Annotated in this window: 10 protein-coding genes; 8 read left to right on the top strand and 2 right to left on the bottom strand. The window is 69.1% G+C overall.

What is annotated here, in order from left to right:
* The first annotated feature begins 283 nt into the window (after positions 1–283).
* From ACZ7M2_RS09250 to ACZ7M2_RS09275, 6 genes are all read left to right on the top strand, one after another.
* Positions 284–1,105, top strand: coding sequence for a helix-turn-helix domain-containing protein (locus ACZ7M2_RS09250; protein ID WP_471594743.1), 822 nt, complete (start codon positions 284–286; stop codon positions 1,103–1,105).
* Positions 1,106–1,214: 109 nt separating this feature from the next.
* On the top strand, positions 1,215–2,615 hold the full coding sequence (locus tag ACZ7M2_RS09255; RefSeq protein WP_471594744.1) for a class II fumarate hydratase: 1,401 nt from the start codon (positions 1,215–1,217) through the stop codon (positions 2,613–2,615).
* Between the two features lie 126 nt (positions 2,616–2,741).
* Positions 2,742–3,434 (top strand): cytidylyl-2-hydroxypropylphosphonate hydrolase, encoded by a 693-nt coding sequence (gene fomD / locus ACZ7M2_RS09260; protein WP_179436447.1) that lies wholly within the window; start codon positions 2,742–2,744, stop codon positions 3,432–3,434.
* A 319-nt stretch (positions 3,435–3,753) separates the two neighbouring features.
* Positions 3,754–5,919: a SpoIIE family protein phosphatase gene (locus ACZ7M2_RS09265; RefSeq protein WP_471594745.1), complete on the top strand. Its 2,166-nt coding sequence runs from the start codon at positions 3,754–3,756 to the stop codon at positions 5,917–5,919.
* A 133-nt stretch (positions 5,920–6,052) separates the two neighbouring features.
* Positions 6,053–7,516 (top strand): catalase, encoded by a 1,464-nt coding sequence (locus ACZ7M2_RS09270; protein WP_471594746.1) that lies wholly within the window; start codon positions 6,053–6,055, stop codon positions 7,514–7,516.
* A 74-nt stretch (positions 7,517–7,590) separates the two neighbouring features.
* Positions 7,591–8,229: an SMI1/KNR4 family protein gene (locus ACZ7M2_RS09275; protein WP_471594747.1), complete on the top strand. Its 639-nt coding sequence runs from the start codon at positions 7,591–7,593 to the stop codon at positions 8,227–8,229.
* A gap of 66 nt (positions 8,230–8,295) precedes the next feature.
* Here the strand turns inward: ACZ7M2_RS09275 and ACZ7M2_RS09280 are convergent, their stop codons facing one another.
* A complete protein-coding gene (locus ACZ7M2_RS09280) occupies positions 8,296–12,765 on the bottom strand; it encodes a golvesin C-terminal-like domain-containing protein (protein ID WP_471594748.1) in 4,470 nt (1,489 codons plus the stop codon).
* A gap of 344 nt (positions 12,766–13,109) precedes the next feature.
* The gene (locus ACZ7M2_RS09285; protein ID WP_471594749.1) at positions 13,110–15,410 is read right to left on the bottom strand and encodes a transglycosylase domain-containing protein; all 2,301 of its coding nucleotides are present in this window, start codon (positions 15,408–15,410) and stop codon (positions 13,110–13,112) included.
* A gap of 355 nt (positions 15,411–15,765) precedes the next feature.
* On the opposite strand from ACZ7M2_RS09285, the gene ACZ7M2_RS09290 reads away from it, so the two are divergent.
* Both ACZ7M2_RS09290 and ACZ7M2_RS09295 read left to right on the top strand, forming a co-directional pair.
* Positions 15,766–16,731, top strand: coding sequence for an SPFH domain-containing protein (locus tag ACZ7M2_RS09290; protein WP_471594750.1), 966 nt, complete (start codon positions 15,766–15,768; stop codon positions 16,729–16,731).
* Positions 16,728–16,994: a type II toxin-antitoxin system antitoxin gene (locus ACZ7M2_RS09295; protein WP_352045835.1), complete on the top strand. Its 267-nt coding sequence runs from the start codon at positions 16,728–16,730 to the stop codon at positions 16,992–16,994. The genes ACZ7M2_RS09290 and ACZ7M2_RS09295 overlap by 4 nt, the downstream gene beginning before the upstream one ends.
* The last annotated feature ends 540 nt before the right edge of the window (positions 16,995–17,534 follow it).

Consider the following 17,534-nt stretch of genomic DNA (forward strand, 5'->3'; position numbering starts at 1 on the left):
GCGGGGCGAGGTCCGCCCCGCCGGCCGGTAGGACAAATCGATCAGCCGACGACCCCACTCCCCTGACGAAACAGCAGGTCAACTCCCCTTCATATTCGGTTCGCATTCGGGCGATCGGGGTGTGCCCGGGCACCGTACGAGGGAACACATCAGGGCGGTCACCCCGGCAGGGCGAGGGAGCGAGAGGAAGAGCCACGTGAGGGTCAAGAGACAGCCGCTGCCCGACTCGTTGGACGAGACAGAACACAGCAAGGCAGTACGTACGAAAACAGAGCATATCGACGTGGAGCACATCGGTACCGAGCGCATCCATACCGAACGCATCGGCACGGAGGACATCGACGAGGAGCAGCTGCTGATGGAGCGGCTCCGGTGCCTCAAGCAGCGGACGGGGCTGAGTCTGGCCGCGCTGGCCTCCGTCACCCCGTTCAGCAAGTCGACCTGGCACCGCTACCTGAGCGGTGATCAGTTTCCGCCGCGCTCGGCGGTCGAGTCGCTCGGCCGTCTGGCGGACACCGACCCGGGTCCCCTTCTCTCCCTGTGGGACGCCGCGTCCCGGGCCCAGTCCAGGGCGGCGACCCCGCCCCTGGGGGCCTCGGTCCCACAGGCCGCGGTTCCGGACGCGCCGGTTCGGGGCCGGCGCGTCCGGGGGTCCAACCGGGCCGTCATCGCCCTCGCGGCGATGGCGGCCACGGTGGTGGTCACCGCGGGTGCCGCCGACGTCCTCGACCCCGACCAGCCCGTGGCCCCCGCCGGCGCCGCCTGCCGGGGCCGCGACTGCCAGGGGCAGTTCCCGACCTCCGAGGCCTGCGGCCGTGACGCGCGTACGGAGAGCACCGTCACGCGCGCCGGGCAGGTCGTGCTGCTGCGTTTCTCCCCCTCGTGCGCGACGGTCTGGTCGGAGGTCCGCACCAGGACCGGCGGGGCGCGGGAGATCTCGATCAGATCCGATCAGGACGAGCTGTCCGCCGCCTACCGGGGCGACCCCTCGGACGGCTACAGCAGCCCGATGCTGGCCGCGTCGAGCCCCAGTGGGGCGGAGGCCTGCGCCACGGTCGGCGGGACGTCGGCGTGCACCGGCCCGCTCGGCGGCTCACGGAGCTGACTCCTCGGGAGAGCCGCTCACCGAGCCGACTCTCCGGGAGAAACGGGAGCCGCCTTGCCGGGAACAGGGGGCACGTCCGCGATGCTGTCCCCACTGGAGGTGATCGTCGATGGCCGACGAACAGGCAGCCCCGTACCGGATCGAGCACGACTCCATGGGTGAGGTCAGGGTGCCCGCGGACGCGAAGTGGCGGGCCCAGACCCAACGGGCCGTGGAAAATTTCCCCATCTCGGGTCAGCGTCTGGAGCGCGCGCACATCGAGGCGCTGGCGCTGATCAAGGGCGCGGCGGCCAGGGTCAACGCGAAGCTGGGGGTGGTCGACAAGGACGTGGCCGAGGCCGTCCAGGAGGCGGCGGGCGAGGTCGCCGAGGGGCGCTGGGACGCGCACTTCCCGGTGGACGTCTTCCAGACGGGTTCCGGAACGTCCTCCAACATGAACACCAACGAGGTCATCGCCACGCTCGCGACCGAGCGGCTCGGCAGGGACGTACACCCCAATGACCATGTGAACGCCTCGCAGTCGTCGAACGACGTGTTCCCGTCCTCGCTCCACATCGCCGCCACCGCCGCCGTGACCAGGGATCTCGTCCCTGCTCTGGAACACCTCGCCGCCGCCCTGGAGCGGAAGGCCGAGGAGTTCGCGGACGTCGTGAAATCGGGGCGTACGCATCTCATGGACGCCACGCCGGTGACCCTCGGGCAGGAGTTCGGGGGGTACGCGGCGCAGGTGCGGTACGGCGTCGAGCGCCTGCGCGCCTCGCTGCCCCGGCTCGCCGAACTGCCGCTCGGTGGGACCGCCGTGGGCACCGGGATCAACACGCCGCCCGGGTTCTCCGCGGCCGTCATCGCCGAGGTGGCGCGGGCCACCGGGCTGCCGCTCACCGAGGCCCGTGACCACTTCGAGGCACAGGGCGCGCGGGACGGGATCGTCGAGACGAGCGGGCAGCTGCGGACCATCGCGGTCGGACTGACGAAGATCGCCAACGATCTGCGGTGGATGGCGTCCGGTCCGCGCACCGGGCTGGCCGAGATCAGCCTGCCCGACCTCCAGCCCGGCTCCTCGATCATGCCCGGCAAGGTGAATCCGGTCATTCCCGAGGCGGTGCTGATGGTCGCGGCCCAGGTGATGGGCAACGACGCGACGGTCGCCGTCGCCGGGGCCGCCGGCAACTTCGAGCTGAACGTCATGCTTCCGGTCATCGCGAAGAACGTCCTGGAGTCGATCCGTCTCCTCGCCAACGTCTCGCGCCTGCTCGCCGACCGCACGGTCGACGGGATCGTCGCCCACCGCGAACGGGCCCGCGAGTACGCCGAGTCCTCGCCGTCGGTCGTGACACCGCTCAACAAGTACATCGGCTACGAGGAGGCCGCCAAGGTGGCCAAGAAGGCACTGGCGGAACGCCGGACGATCCGCCAGGTCGTTCTGGATTCCGGGTACGTCGAGCGCGGTGACCTCACCCTGGAGCAGCTGGACGAGGCGCTCGATGTCCTGAGGATGACGCATCCGTAAACGGCGTTCGCTCCCCGGATGACCTTGGAAGCCATTGAATGACGCCTCCGTTACGTCATTCGCTCCATCGCGCGAACCGTGACGCGCACCGCAGCGTCGTATGCCTGGGGCACCTAATATCTGGTCATGGCAGAGGGCGGAGCGGTGAGGCGAGTGGCGGCGGGCGGGTCGACGGTGTACTGGGCCCCCGGGAGTCACATTCTGTGGCGGTACCGGGAGAACGCCGGTGAGCACTTCCACATCTGCCGCCCCGTGACCGTCGTACGGGACGACGAGGAACTGCTCGCGGTGTGGATGGCGCCCGGCACCGAGTGCGTGAAGCCCGTGCTCGCCGACGGCACACCCGTGCACGGAGAACCGCTGGAGTCCCGCTACACCAAGGCGCGAACGGTGCAGCGGGGCCGCTGGTTCGGCAACGGAGTGCTGAAACTGGCGCGGCCCGGCGAGCCCTGGTCGGTGTGGCTGTTCTGGGAACCGGGCTGGCGGTTCAAGAACTGGTACGTGAACCTGGAGGCGCCGCTCGCCCGTTGGGAGGGCGGGGTCGACTCCGAGGATCACTTCCTGGACATCTCCGTGCACCCGGACCGCAGTTGGCACTGGCTCGACGAAGACGAGTTCGCACAGGCGCAACGAGCCGGATTGATGGATACTCAACTGGCCGCACAGGTAAGAGAGGCAGGGCACTGCGCGGTGGAGGTGATCCGTGCCTGGGGCGCGCCGTTCTCGGACGGCTGGCAGCACTGGCGCCCGGATCCCGCCTGGCCGGTTCCTTCCCTGCCGGATGACTGGGACCGTACGCCCGCGCACGTGTCCTCATGAGACCCTTGATGCGCCCCCGTGGTACAACCGTAGGATCGTCCTCCGCAAGGGCGCACAGCAGCAACTCCCGCAGCATGCGCTGGGCTTGACCATAAGTCACCGAGGGGCGGCAGGACGTGAGCGAGGGGTACGAGGGCCACGGCGGTACGGTCGGCGGACGGCCCGTCGGGCCGCACAGGGCGTTCGGCCCGACGATGGCGTTCACGTCGGCGACGGGCAGGCCCCGTCCTGACGACGCGCAGATTCCGTTCCCGGGACACACATTCCGGGTATCGGGGCTGCGGGACGAACTGCACGCACGGCGCGCAGCCCCGGACGGATGGATTCGACACGCGTGACGGAGCACCCCACCTCGCACGAGCGCCGCCAGAGCGGCGCCGGCCGGCCCTCCACCCCCGCGGACCCCCGCGGGGCGCTCCTGCGTACCCCGGAGCCGCAGCGCGCGCCCGGCGCCTTACCCGCACAACCCGCCCGCACCGGCGACACCCCCACCGGTTCCGCTCCGGGCACGCCCTACGGCCAGCACGGATCGTCCGCCACCCAGGCGTCGGCGAGCACCGACACACCGTCTCCCTCGGGCACCGGCGCGTCCACGCCGCCGCCCGCCTCCCCCGGCCCCGAGCACTCCCAGCCCTCGGCCAGCGAGCCCGACGCGCACCGCCCGCGCCCGGCTCCCGAGGGCATCCCGGCCCAGCCCGGCATAGAAGGCGACCGGCCGTCCGGGAACACCACGGGCACGGACCGGCGTACCGGGCAGGGGCTGCCGCACGCGGGCCCGATGCCGATGCGGCGTGACGGGGACCGGCTGCGCTTCGTGGGTGCGGCGACCCGGCGGATCGCCCGCGGCATCGACCTGGACGAGATCGTCATGGGTCTGTGCCGGGCCACCGTGCCGACCTTCTCGGACGCGATCCTCGTCTATCTGCGGGACCCGCTGCCGGTCGGCGACGAGCGGCCCACCGGGCCCCTCGTGCTGCGGTTGCGGCGCACCGACCGGATCCCCGAGGAGCGGGACACCGAGAACGGCTTCATGCCCGCACTGCGGCCCGAGCCGAACGAACTTTCGGCGATGACGGCCGAGCTGTGCGAGGTGCGCCCCGGCGGCGCCCTCGCCGAGGTGCTGCGCGGCGTGCGCCCGGTCTTCGCGGACGCGCCCGCCGCCCGGGCCGCGCTGCCCGAGCTGCTCGGCGACGAGCTGATCGTGCCCACCGGCCAGCGCGCGATCCTCGCCCCCCTGCGCGGGCGGCGCCGGGTGATCGGGGCGGCACTCTTCGTGCGCCGCCCCGAGCGGATGGCGTTCGAGACGGACGATCTGCTGGTCGCGGCCCAGCTCGCCACGCACAGCGCGCTCGGCATCGACAAGGCGGTGCTCTACGGCCGCGAGGCGTACATCGCCGACGAGCTGCAGCGCACCATGCTGCCCGAGACGCTGCCGCGCCCCACCGGAGTGCGGCTGGCCTCGCGCTATCTGCCGGCCGCGGAGACCGCGCGGGTCGGCGGCGACTGGTACGACGCGATCCCGCTGCCGGGCAGCCGCGTCGCCCTCGTCGTCGGTGACGTCATGGGCCACTCGATGACCTCGGCCGCGATCATGGGCCAGCTGCGCACCACCGCGCAGACCCTCGCCGGGCTCGACCTGCCCCCGCAGGAGGTGCTGCACCACCTGGACGAGCAGGCCCAGCGCCTGGGCACCGACCGCATGGCGACCTGCCTGTACGCCGTCTACGACCCGGTCGCGCACCGGATCACCATCGCCAACGCGGGCCATCCGCCGCCGGTGCTGCTGCACCTGGGCGGCCGGGCCGAGGTGCTGCGGGTGCCGCCGGGCGCCCCCATCGGCGTAGGAGGAGTGGATTTCGAGGCGGTCGAGCTGGACGCGCCCGCCGGGGCGACGCTCCTGCTGTACACGGACGGCCTGGTCGAGTCGCGCCTCAGGGACGTGTGGACCGGCATAGAGCAGCTGCGCGAGAAGCTCGCCGCCACCGCGCAGCTCACCGGCCCGGACCATCCGCCGCCGCTGGAAGCGCTCTGCGACGAGGTGCTGGACATGCTCGGTCCGGGCGACCGGGACGACGACATCGCGCTGCTCGCCGCCCGCTTCGACGGGATCGCGCCGAGCGATGTGGCGTACTGGTTCCTGGAGCCGGAGGACGCGGCCCCCGGGCGGGCCCGGCGCCTGGCCCGCCGGGCGCTGTCCCGCTGGGGCCTGGAGGACATGAGCGACTCCGTGGAGCTGCTGGTCAGCGAGGTCGTCACCAACGCCGTGCGCTATGCGTCACGACCGGTCACCCTCCGTCTGCTGCGCACGGACGTGCTGCGCTGCGAGGTGGGCGACGACGTGCCGCAGCTGCCCAGGCTGCGGCAGGCGCGCGCCACGGACGAGGGCGGGCGTGGCCTGTATCTGGTCAACAAACTGGCCAGACGGTGGGGCGCCACGCGTCTGAGCACCGGAAAGGTGGTCTGGTTCGAACTGAACCGGGGCTGAATGGGCCGGGGGCCGAGGGGTACGCGATCCGCCTCGCCCCACGGCGGCCCGGTTGCCGACATCCTGTCGGCAGAGTTGACTGCTGAGGTGAGCGAAGCGATCTGAAGACTCTCTTCTTGACGGGAGGACGCTCGTGACGCAGGCACCCCAGAAGGCTCCGTACACCACGAACAACGTCGGCATTCCGGTGGAGAGCGACGAACACTCGCTGACCGTCGGTCCCGACGGCCCCATCCTGCTCCAGGACCACTACCTCATCGAGAAGATGGCCCAGTTCAACCGGGAGCGGGTCCCCGAGCGGGTGGTGCACGCCAAGGGCAGTGGCGCATACGGGTTCTTCGAAGTAACGAATGATGTCAGTCAGTTCACCAAGGCCGACCTTTTCCAGCCGGGCAAACGCACCGAGATGCTGGCCCGTTTCTCCACCGTGGCCGGCGAGCAGGGTTCGCCCGACACCTGGCGCGACCCGCGCGGATTCGCGCTGAAGTTCTACACCGAGCAGGGCAATTACGACCTGGTGGGCAACAACACCCCGGTCTTCTTCGTCCGTGACACGATCAAGTTCCAGGACTTCATCCGCTCGCAGAAGCGCCACCCGGCGACCGGGCTGCGCAGCAACGACATGCAGTGGGATTTCTGGACCCTCTCGCCCGAGTCGGCACACCAGGTGACCTGGCTGATGGGCGACCGGGGCATCCCGAAGACGTACCGCAACATGAACGGCTACGGCTCGCACACCTACATGTGGATCAACGGCGCCGGTGAGAAGTTCTGGGTGAAGTACCACTTCAAGACCGACCAGGGCATCGACTTCCTCACCCAGGCGGAGGCCGACGAGCTGGCCGGGTCGGACGCGGACAAGCACCGCCGGGACCTGTACGAGTCGATCGAGTCCGGGAACGCGCCGAGCTGGAGCCTGAAGGTCCAGATCATGCCGTTCGAGGACGCGGCGGACTACCGTTTCAACCCCTTCGACCTGACCAAGGTCTGGCCGCACGGGGACTATCCGCTGATCGACGTCGGCCGGATGACCCTCGACAGGAACCCCGAGGACTACTTCATCCACATCGAGCAGGCCGCCTTCGAGCCGTCCAACCTGGTGCCGGGCATCGGCCCCTCGCCGGACAAGATGCTGCTCGGCCGGCTGTTCTCCTATCCGGACACACACCGGTACCGGATCGGCCCGAACTACGCCCAGCTGCCGCCGAACCGCCCGCACGCCCCGGTGAACTCGTACGCCAAGGACGGCCCGATGCGCTACGAGCCGTCGCTCGCGGCGCGCCCGTACGCGCCCAACTCCTACGGCGGCCCCGCGGCCGACTTCTCCCGCTTCGGCGACCCGGTGAGCTGGGAGGCCACGGGCGAGCTGGTGCGCGAGGCGTACAAGCTGCACCGCGAGGACGACGACTGGGGCCAGCCGGGCACGATGGTCCGCCAGGTCCTCGACGACGCGGCCCGCGACCGCCTGGTCTCGAACGTCAGCGGCCACCTGAAGGCCGACGTCTCCCGTCCGGTCCTGGACCGCGCCCTGCAGTACTGGCGCAACATCGACAAGGAGCTGGGCGACCGGATCGCCCACGACGTCAACGGAGGGTGACCGGCATCCGTCCCCTCGGCCAGGTGCCTCGCCCCGTCCCGCGCTCGGGACGGGGCGAGGCACACTCCACCGCGGTGCTCGCGGGGCTCCACAAGGGGGTCGCCGCCGTTTCGGCCGCCCGCCATAATGAGCAGCCGGTCGGTCGGGCGAAAGAGGGCGCGATGAGTGGGGAATCCCTTGAGAACGCGTGGTCACGTGTGGAGCAGTGGCTCGAAGTAATGGCGCCGGAAAGCCACGCCGCGCTGCGGTCCCCGGCCGAACCCTCGACCATCAGCTGGGCGCAGGAGCGGACAGGGGCCGAATTTCCCGAGCAGCTGATAGGCCTCCTCTCCTTGCACGACGGGGCCGACGACACCGACGCCGGCGCCTTTCTACCGGGCGACGCACGACTGCTTTCGGCGCAGGAGGCCACAGGGCTGACCAAAAGGCTGAGCGGTTTCATCGACAGCGACGAGGTTCTCGGCGTGTGGTGGCACCCTCAGTGGATTCCCCTTGCGGCCAACCATGACGGGGCCACCTGCTACTTCGTCGACGCACGTCCCGGACCCGGCTACGGCGAGATCGGCTACTTCTTCATGGAGAGCGGCGGAGAGTGCGGGAGGTGGCCGTCGCTCGCCACGTTCACCGAGAGCCTGGCCGGCGCGATCGAGGACATCACGAAGATGCGCGGCTATCTGCCCAGCGTCAAGGACGATGCGTTGTCCTGGGACTGAACGCGGGTGAGGGGCGCGCGCCCGTCAGGCACGCACCCCTCACCTCACCTCAGCTCGGTGTACCGGTCAGGGTTGCATGGTGCATTGGACTTTCGGGCCGCTGGCCGAGCAGCCGTCGAATCCGGGGATGTCGACCCAATAGGAGTCGGAGTCGAGGAGCCGGAAGTACGACGCGAAGCCACCGAAACGGTTCATCGAACCACCGTTCATCCACTGGGACATGGAAGAGCGGCCGCACACCTCCCTGAAGGTGGGCGGATCGTAGCGGTCGTCGTCGTACAGTTTCCAGGTGCCCTGGGTGATACGGGTCGCGTAGGTCTGGACACACTCGTCGCCGGATTTCACGGGGTTACGGCCCCGCATCTCCTCCGGCATACCGGCCGACTGATAAGTCCCCGCGAAAGCGAACTCGTCGCACGACTTGACGTCCGGAGTATCCGTGGACACCAGCTCCGGCAGCAGCGTGGTGTCGTCGTGATAGGCATAGGATCTCGGACAGATGACCTTCCGGTTCGCGTCCGTGTCCCGGCCGTACTGGTTCTTCCCATTGGGAAGGAAGTTCATCGGCGATTTGAACTTCTTCGACCCCGCGTGCGGTGACAACGCGTTCTGGATGAGCCAGGCGTGAGCGGCGGCCGCCGGGTACTTCGCCGAATTGAACTGATAAGTGGGCTGGTAGGCGCCGAAGCTGCAGCCCTCCGTGTTGTTGATGGCGAAGTTGTCGCACTGGGGAAGCAGGTCGTGGGCGTAGACCTTGACCGCGGTGGGACCGGCCACGGGCGTGTAGCCCTGGAACTTCCAGTTGAAGCCGAGGATGTCCCACCCCCTGGCCGTGGTGTAGTTGGACCAGGAGTGCTTCTTCGTCGCCTTGGCAATGTGGGCGTCACCGGGCGTCCAGGTCAATGACGAATTCCACTGCTCCGGCTGGGATGCGCAAGTGGTGCCTTCGTCGAAGCAGTTGAAGCGCATGTCCAGGGTGATGTTGACCAGTTTCGGATCCAGGGTTCCGACCGGCCAGACCTCCATCTGCTGCTCGAACTCCCTCGATTTCTGGTTCAGCTTGATCTGCTGGAAGACATCGAAGTCGGCCTCGGCGAACACCGAGCCGTCACTCGTGTCGATGGCCGTGTATTCGTACGTCGTGTGGAAGCAGGCCTCGAACCTGGTGAAGCGGTGCGATCCGATGGTGTTGGTGCACCACGAGACGATGTCCCCGAAGTCGAAGGCACTGCGCCCCGACATCGCCTTTCGAACCGCGGGCCGACCGGCCATCTGCTTCTTCGTGGTGAGCAGGCGGGAACAGCCGCTGATGCCGGCCGAGTTCGCGGGACCGCAGGAGTAGCCCTTCAGCTTCGCCGGCTTGCCGCTGAAGGCCGTGGCGCCCGCGCCGGGGCCCGCGTTGTCGGGGAGAGCGGGCTCATACTGAGGAGCCTCCATCGTCTGGGGTCCGTTGATGCTGTCCCAGTCGATGTTCGCCGCCTTGTCGTCCGGCTCCGGCAACGTGATGTCGACGGTCTGGTAGCGACCGGGGACGAAGGCCACCGCGTCGAACGCGACATCCTCGTCGCCCGTACCATCGGGAGTGATCGTGTCCAGCTGGACTTCCGGAACGTTGTCGAACGCGTAGACGCCCAGCTCCAACCAGCGGTTGCTGCTGCCCGACTGGGAGATCGTCTCGGTGCGCGTGCCGCCTCTGGTCTTGATCCGGTACTTCGCGTACTTGGTCTGGGCACCGTGATCGGGGAGGTGGACGAGGACCTTGGCCCGCCCCGTGAGCGACTTGTTCAGCTTCCAGGTTCCGGTGATCTTCAGCCGCTGGCCCTTGGTGTCGTCCGCACGTGTGTGACCGAACCAGAAGTGGCCGCCGAAGCCCGCGCCCAGTTGGTGGAGGTCGACCTTGGCCGGGTAGACGGTCTCGACCGCGTTGTTAGCGAAGTCGAAGCTGAAGGTTCCTGAGTTCGTCCAGGAGTTGCTGCAGCCCGCTCGGACGACGGGGGTGTCGCCCGGGACGTCGTCGACGATGAGAGCCCCGTCCGGGAGTCCGCTGGTGCTGCAGTTCGCTGGATACGCCGTGCCGTCGGCCTCTTCAGGCGCGGTGTCACCGAAGCGGACGAACTCGTATCCGCAGGTGTCGACGCAGTCGGTCTTCCACGTCACCGGCTTGTTCCACCAGCACTTGACGTCGTCACGGCCGCAGGGGCCGCTGCTCGCGCTGTCGTTGGAGGCGCTGTCGGAGATCCGGCTCGGGTCGCAGCTGTTGGAGGAGTCGCAGAAGGCGTCCTCGGGCGCCTTGAGGTGGGCCCGGTTGTAGAGCGCGCTGCCCTTGACGGTGACGGCCGAGCTGGTGCCGTTCCAGGTGGCGGGGCGGAACGCGGGGACCAGCGTGCCGGGCGACTCCAGGAAGGAGGGCGGGTGGGCGGCGAAGCCGAGGACCTTCTCCTGGTAGGGCCAGTTCTGCGGGCGGGCCGCGGCGCTGGCGTCCTCGCCGCCGGCCGCGTTCTCCATGAACGGCAGTCGTCCGGCGTCCCATTCGGGATTGGCGGGGTTGTTGGCCCAGCCCAGGCCCCACGGCGAGCCGTCACCGGCGTTGGCGTGGAAGCCCGAGTTGTACGCCCACAGGGCGAAGTACCAGTTCTCCGGCCGACCGCTGGTGCCGTGGTTGGCGATCATGCCGGCGGCGCGGGTCTCGTTCCACTTGGAGACGAGGGTCTGCAGGCCCGCGGCGATGTTGGCGGTGTAGTCCAGCGCGGCGGCCCGCTGCTTCTGGTAGTCCCAGGCCGCACCGCCGTGGCCGTCCTCGCGGCCGGCCATCCGCATGTGGTCGGTGATCTGCGTGATGCCGTAACCGCAGTCCGCCTTGGCGAAGTCGACGTCCCAGTCATTGCTGGGGTCGCCGTCGTAGAGGTTGATGCCGTAGTAGTTGCCGATCAGCGGGCTGGCGGTGACCCCGGGCACGGCCTCCCGGCCGGCCTGCCACATGTTCGACTCCTGGGTGGTCACCCCGAGCATGACCTGCGCCATGGCGCGGCCGCCCCCGTCGAGCGGCGGGTTCAGGAAGAGTGACTGCGGCATGTACGCGGGCATGCCCAGGTTCTTCCAGTTGGCAGGGCGCGAGATGTGCGTGTTCAGCAAGCCCTTGACCGCCATGTCGACCGCCCACTCCACCTGGCGCGGCTTGGGCTGCATGGCCTGGTTGCGCACGTCGTTGCGCGGCACGGAACAGGTGCGCTCCGCCTCCACCGGGTCGCTCGGATCACCCGCGGCCGTCGCGGCCACCGAAGCCTTGGCACTGCGTCCGGAACCGGACAGCAGCCCCGGGGACGCGTCACGGCCCTGGCCCGCGTACGCCGACACCCGATGCGCCGGATCGACGGTGAAGGAGGCCTTGCGTCCGGTGGCACGGGTGGTCAGGGACATCTTCAGCGTACGGGCCTTGGTGGCCTCGCCGGGCTGCAGCAGCGTGCCCTTGCCGTCGGCCCAGGCCGTGTGGGTCAGGACGGCCTCGCCACGTGTGGAGACGGTGACGTCCGTCGGCGTCGACGCGAGCCTCTTCACCGTGCTCGGCGTTCGGGCGGCTGTCGGCCTGGTCGTGCCGGTCACATACACGGTGCCCGCGCTGCGGGTCAGTCCGGTCTCGGTGGCGAGGCCCCGGGCCAGCACGGTCGCCCGCGTGGTGCGTACGTCGGGGTGCGCGACGGCACCGGCCGTGATGCGCTTCACCTTGGACGTGGCACCGCGCTTGTCGAGGAAGGCGATCCCCCCGTCGCCGTCGGGCGTCAGACGGTAGGGCACACCGTCGGTACGGGCGAGAGCCGTGCGCCCGCCCCTGGCGTCGACCTTGATGACCTCCGCGCCGGAGGCCGCGGCTATGGAACCGTCGGCAACCGGGACGGCCGAGGTGACCTGCCCCTTGACCGGGATCGGCTTGCCGATCCTGCCTGTCGAGGCGTCCAGCCGGAACAGCCGGGTGCCGACCCTGTCCTCACCACCGGACTGGGTCAGGATCACCGTCTCACCAGGTCCGCAGCCCGGGTTGTAGTAGGACAGCGACGCCTTGAGTTCCAGCTTCGTCACCCGGCCGGAAGCCAGATCGACCACCGCGGTGAAACCGCCCCGAGCCATCAGCTGGGGCTTGTTGGTGAAGGTACGAGGCGCATAGACCACCACCGCCCGCTTACCCGAACCGGTGACGCAGGTGTTGCCGATCCAGGCGTCGGCGTCGAATCCCGGCTCGGAAAGCGACGCAATCGTGCGCCAGCTGTATCCGTCCTTCTTCCTGGCGGTCAGGAGATGGAAGCCGTCCGCGTCCCCCGAGGTCGTCCACGCCACGTCGCCGGACGCCTGCCACCCCTTGCCCAGCACCGCGGCCCGCTCGGCCTGCGGCACCGCGTCACGCCGATCCTCGGCCGCCGCCTTCGTGTCGGAAGACGCCGGTGCCGGTGGATCGGCCCAGGCCACGGGCTGCGTAAGTCCGGCGAGTAACGCACCGGTCGCCAACGCGGCCAGCCGTACCCGCATGCGTCTGTAGAGTCGCAAAATATCCCCTTCTCACATGGCTCCCGCACTACGAGAGCCCTGAAAAGGAAAGGGCACCTTGACCACAATCCGGGCATGCCTGATGGGCCGCGCATCGAGTTCGGAGTTCGCGGATTCAGACAAGAATTGAGCGCGGTCAGCCGGTCAACGCGCAGCGCAAGGTGTCGCCAAGATTCCCTCCCCGTTGACGGGAGAATGGTCCAGACACCCAACCCGAGTCAATGGAATTCTCATAGAACTTTAAAGTTTCGGCCTTTGTGGCCGATAATCACCCGGCAAAAAGGGCACCCGGTGAGTCACCGGGCGCCCTTTTTCGCTCAGGCCCTGATGGGCCTTTTTAACGGTTACTGCTGGTTGTCCGGATTGAATGGGTCCGGTGGTGTGATCACGTCGGTCGGGGTCCCCGCCGGAGTGGTCGGGGGTGTCGTCGCCGGGGTGGTCGGGGGCTGCGACGTCGGGGTCGGCGGCGCGCTGGTGGTGGGCGGCTCGCTCGTCGGCGGCTCGGTGGTCGGGGTCTGCGACGGCGGCTCGCTCGGCGTGTCACTGATCGTCGGCGTGGTGGTGGGCTCCATCGCCGCGCCCTGGGTGGTGTCCAGGTCGAAGGTGGTGACGCTGCCCATCGCGTTGAAGGTGTACGCCGCCCATATCTGGGCCGGGAAGCCGCCGCCGTTGACACGGCCGCCGCCCGCGGCGCCCTTCAGGGAGACCTGCGTGCCCTGCTTGACCACCTTGCCACCGCTGTCCTTGCGGTCCTTGGGGACCTCACCGAACAGACCGACCGAGGTGACCAGGTTCGGCGTGTACCCGGTGAACCAGGCCGACTTGTTGTTGTCGGACGTACCTGTCTTGCCCGCGACCTGCTGGTCGTTGCGGTCGACCGCCTGGGCCACCGAGACCTGGGCCGTACCGTCGTTGACCACGCCGGTGAGCACCGAGGTGACCGTGTCGGCCGCCTGGGAGCTGATGACCTGGTCGCCGATCGGGGTCGGGAAGTCGACCGTACGGTCCTTGTGCTCGGCCGAGGCGACGACGGCCGGGGTGACCTTCCGGCCGTGGTTGTCGAGGGTCGCGTAGATGCCCGCCATCTCCAGCGGGCTCGCGCCCATGGTGCCGAGGGTCTGCGCGGGCACCGCCTGCATGCCCTTGGTGTCCATGCCGAGCTTGCCGGCGACCTTGAGGACCTCGTCCATGCCGACGTCGACGCCCATCTGCGCGAAGACGGAGTTGATGGACTTGTTCATCGCGGTCTGGACGGTGACGTCGCCGTAGTTCTGGTCGTCCTCGTTGGGCGGCGCGAAGCCGATGCTGCTGCCCTTGACGGAGCGACCGCTGGTGCCGTCGTAGACCGTGTCCGCCGTGATGTCCTGGCCGTCCTGCGTCTTGGCCTGCTCGTCCAGGGCCGCCGCGAAGATCAGCGGCTTGAAGGTGGAGGCGGGCTGGTAGTCGCGGCGGGTCGCGTTGTTCACGTAGTGCTTGAAGTAGTCCTCGCCGCCGTACATCGCCACGACCTTGCCGGTCTTGGGGTCGACGGACGCGGCACCGGCCTCGACGTCACCGTCGACGTTGCGCTTCTTGGTGTCCAGCTTGCCGGTGAGCTTCGTCTTGACGGCGACTTCCAGCTGCGTCTGCTTCTTCTTGTCGATGTTGAGCGTGATCGTCCAGCCGCCCGCGTCGACCAGCGCCTTGGCGTCCTCGTAGTTGGCGGCGGCGCCCTGGGTCACGAGCCGGTTGGCCAGCGCGCTGTTGGCCGCGTCCACCAGGTAGCCGGTCTGGCCCTCCATGCCGGGCACGCCCTTGGGGTCCTGCGGGACCGGGAACTTCATGGTCGCGCGCTTGGCGGCGGGCAGCCAGCCCTCCTCGACCATGTTGTCGAGGGTGTAGTTCCAGCGGGCCGTGACCAGCCGCTTGCCGGTGTCCGTGGCGGCACCCCAGTCGTACTGGCTCGGGGCCTGGAGCAGCGAGGCGAGGTACGCACCCTGCTCGACCGTGAGGTCGCTCGCGTCCTTGCCGTAGTACGCCTGGGCCGCCGCCTGGATGCCGTAGGAGTTGCGGCCGTAGTAGCTGGTGTTGATGTAGCCCGCGAGGATGTCGTCCTTGGACTGCTGACGGTCCAGCTTCAGCGAGATGACCAGTTCCTTCAGCTTGCGCGTGACGGTCTGGTCCTGGGTGAGGTAGTAGTTCTTGACGTACTGCTGGGTGATCGTCGAACCACCCTGTTTGCCCTTGCCGGACAGGGTGTTGATCAGACCTCGGGCCGTGCCCTTGAGGTCGACGCCGGCGTCCTTGTAGAAGGACTTGTTCTCCGCGGCGACGAAGGTCTTCTGGACGTCCTTGGGCACCTTGTCCAGGCCGACGATCTCGCGGTTGACCTTGCCGGTCCGGGCGAGCGTGCTGCCGTCGCTGTACTTGTAGATGTTGCTCTGGCGCTGTGCGTCGGCGTTGCCCTGGGGTATGGACACCACCATGTAGAGCACGATGAAGGCGCCCATGCCGAGCAGGCAGAAGCCCAGGAAGGTGCCGAGGATCGTCTTCCAGTTCACGAACCGGCGTATGCCGGTGCGCCGGGGCTTTCCTCCGGACGAGGGCATGGCCGCCGCGCGGCGGCCACCGTGCTGCCGCGCTCGTCTCTCTTCCGCTCGTCCCATGGCTGCGTCCGCTCCGCTCGCTCTCGTGTCGCGCTCTCTTGTACGCGTGTCCTGCCGCGTTCACTCACGCGCTCGGGTGTCGCGTTCGTGTTCGCGCGTCACACAGGTCCACCGCTGAGGTCAGCTCAGCAAACTAACACCACGCGCTATGACAAAGGGCTATCGATCCGGTCTTTTGCGGACGTGACAATCAGCACGTACCACTCAGGACATCGCATCCGTCCCACCTCAACCGACGTGCGAGAGGGGTGGAAGGTTGCCGTGGCGGGTAAAGTGATATCACTTAGATAGGCCTGGTTGGTCATGGACGGGTGGGAGTCGTACGGGCTTCCGCCCCACGAAAACGGGGGCACCTATGCCGGAACACGACTCGACTCCCAACGGCTCGACTCCCAGTGACTCCTCGGCTCCCGCCGATGTGCCGCGGATGCCCGATCCGCGGGTACGGGAGTTCGCCGCGCACAGCATCGGCGGCGGGCTCGCGCTGCTGTTCGGGCTGGTCGGGCTGCTGCTCGGCGCCGGCATGGTCGCGGCCGCCACGACGGTCGACGCCGGCGGGGCCAAGGCCGCGCTGATCGTCCCCGGCATCCTGATCGGCCTCGCCGCGTTCATCGCGATGTGCGGGCTGAACACGGTGGCGCCCGGTGAGGCGCGGGTCGTCCAGCTCTTCGGGCGGTACCGGGGAACGATCCGCCAGGACGGGCTGCGCTGGGTGAACCCCTTCACCTCCCGCACCAAGATCTCGACCCGGGTACGCAACCACGAGACCGCCGTCCTCAAGGTCAACGACGCTTACGGCAATCCGATAGAGCTCGCCGCGGTCGTGGTCTGGAGGGTCGAGGACACCGCGCAGGCCACCTTCGAGGTCGACGACTTCCTGGAGTTCGTCGCCACACAGACCGAGGCGGCCGTACGGCACATCGCGATCGAGTACCCCTACGACGCCCACGACGCGGACGGTCTCTCACTGCGCGGCAACGCCGAGGAGATCACCGAGAAGCTCGCCGTCGAACTGCACGCGCGGGTGGAGGCGGCCGGGGTCGCGATCATCGAGTCGCGCTTCACGCATCTCGCGTACGCTCCCGAGATCGCCTCCGCGATGCTTCAGCGCCAGCAGGCCGGGGCGGTGGTCGCGGCGCGGCGGGAGATCGTGGACGGGGCGGTCGGGATGGTCGAGGCCGCGCTCGCCCGGATCACCGAGCGGGACATCGTGGAGCTGGACCCCGAGCGGAAGGCGGCGATGGTGTCGAACCTGTTGGTGGTGTTGTGCGGTGACCGGGCTCCGCAGCCCGTCCTGAACACGGGGTCCCTCTACCAGTGACGGATCCCTCCGGGGGGTCGGTCCCCGAGCGTCGGCCACGGCCGCAGCCGCAGCCGCGTAAGCAGGTTCTGCTGCGGCTGGATCCGCTGGTCCATGAAGCGCTGGCCCGGTGGGCGACGGATGAGCTGCGCTCGGCCAACGCGCAGATCGAGTATCTGTTGCGGCGGGCGCTTGCGGAGGCGGGGCGGTTGCCGGGTGGGGCGGGGCCGATTCCTCGACGGGGGCGACCGTCCGCTTCCGCGACGGACGCGACGGAGGAGTAGGAACCGGCGGGTTCCTCTGCCGCCGCGTGCGCCTGCCTGCCGCGTGCGGGTGAGTGGGGGCTTGTCGCGCAGTTCCCCGCGCCCCTGAACGCCAGGGTCGTCCGTCGACTGCGGGCCCGTGGGGGTTGGTCGCGCAGATCCCCGCGCCCCTGAACGCCAGGGTCGATCGTCGACTGCGGGCCCGTGGGGGTTGGTCGCGCAGTTCCCCGCGCCCCTGGGGGACCGGGGGTCGCTCTTCGGCTGCGGGCCCGTGGGGGCCGATCGCGCAGTTTCCCGCGCCCCTGAACGCCGGGGTCACTCTTCGACTGCAGGCCGGTGGGGGCCGGTCGCGCAGTTCCCCGCGCCCCCGGGGGACCGGAGGTCGCTCTTCGGCTGCGGGCCCGTGGGGGCTGGTCGCGCAGTTCCTCGCGACCCTGGACGCTGGGGTCGTTCTTCGGCTGCGGGCCGGTGGGGCTGGTCGCGCAGGTCCTGCGTTTCTGGGGGACCGGGGGGCGGTCTTGCAGTTTTTTGCGGGCCTGGAAGGTTCGGGTGGTGCGGTGC

Source organism: Streptomyces sp. NPDC111507, from assembly GCF_055638955.1.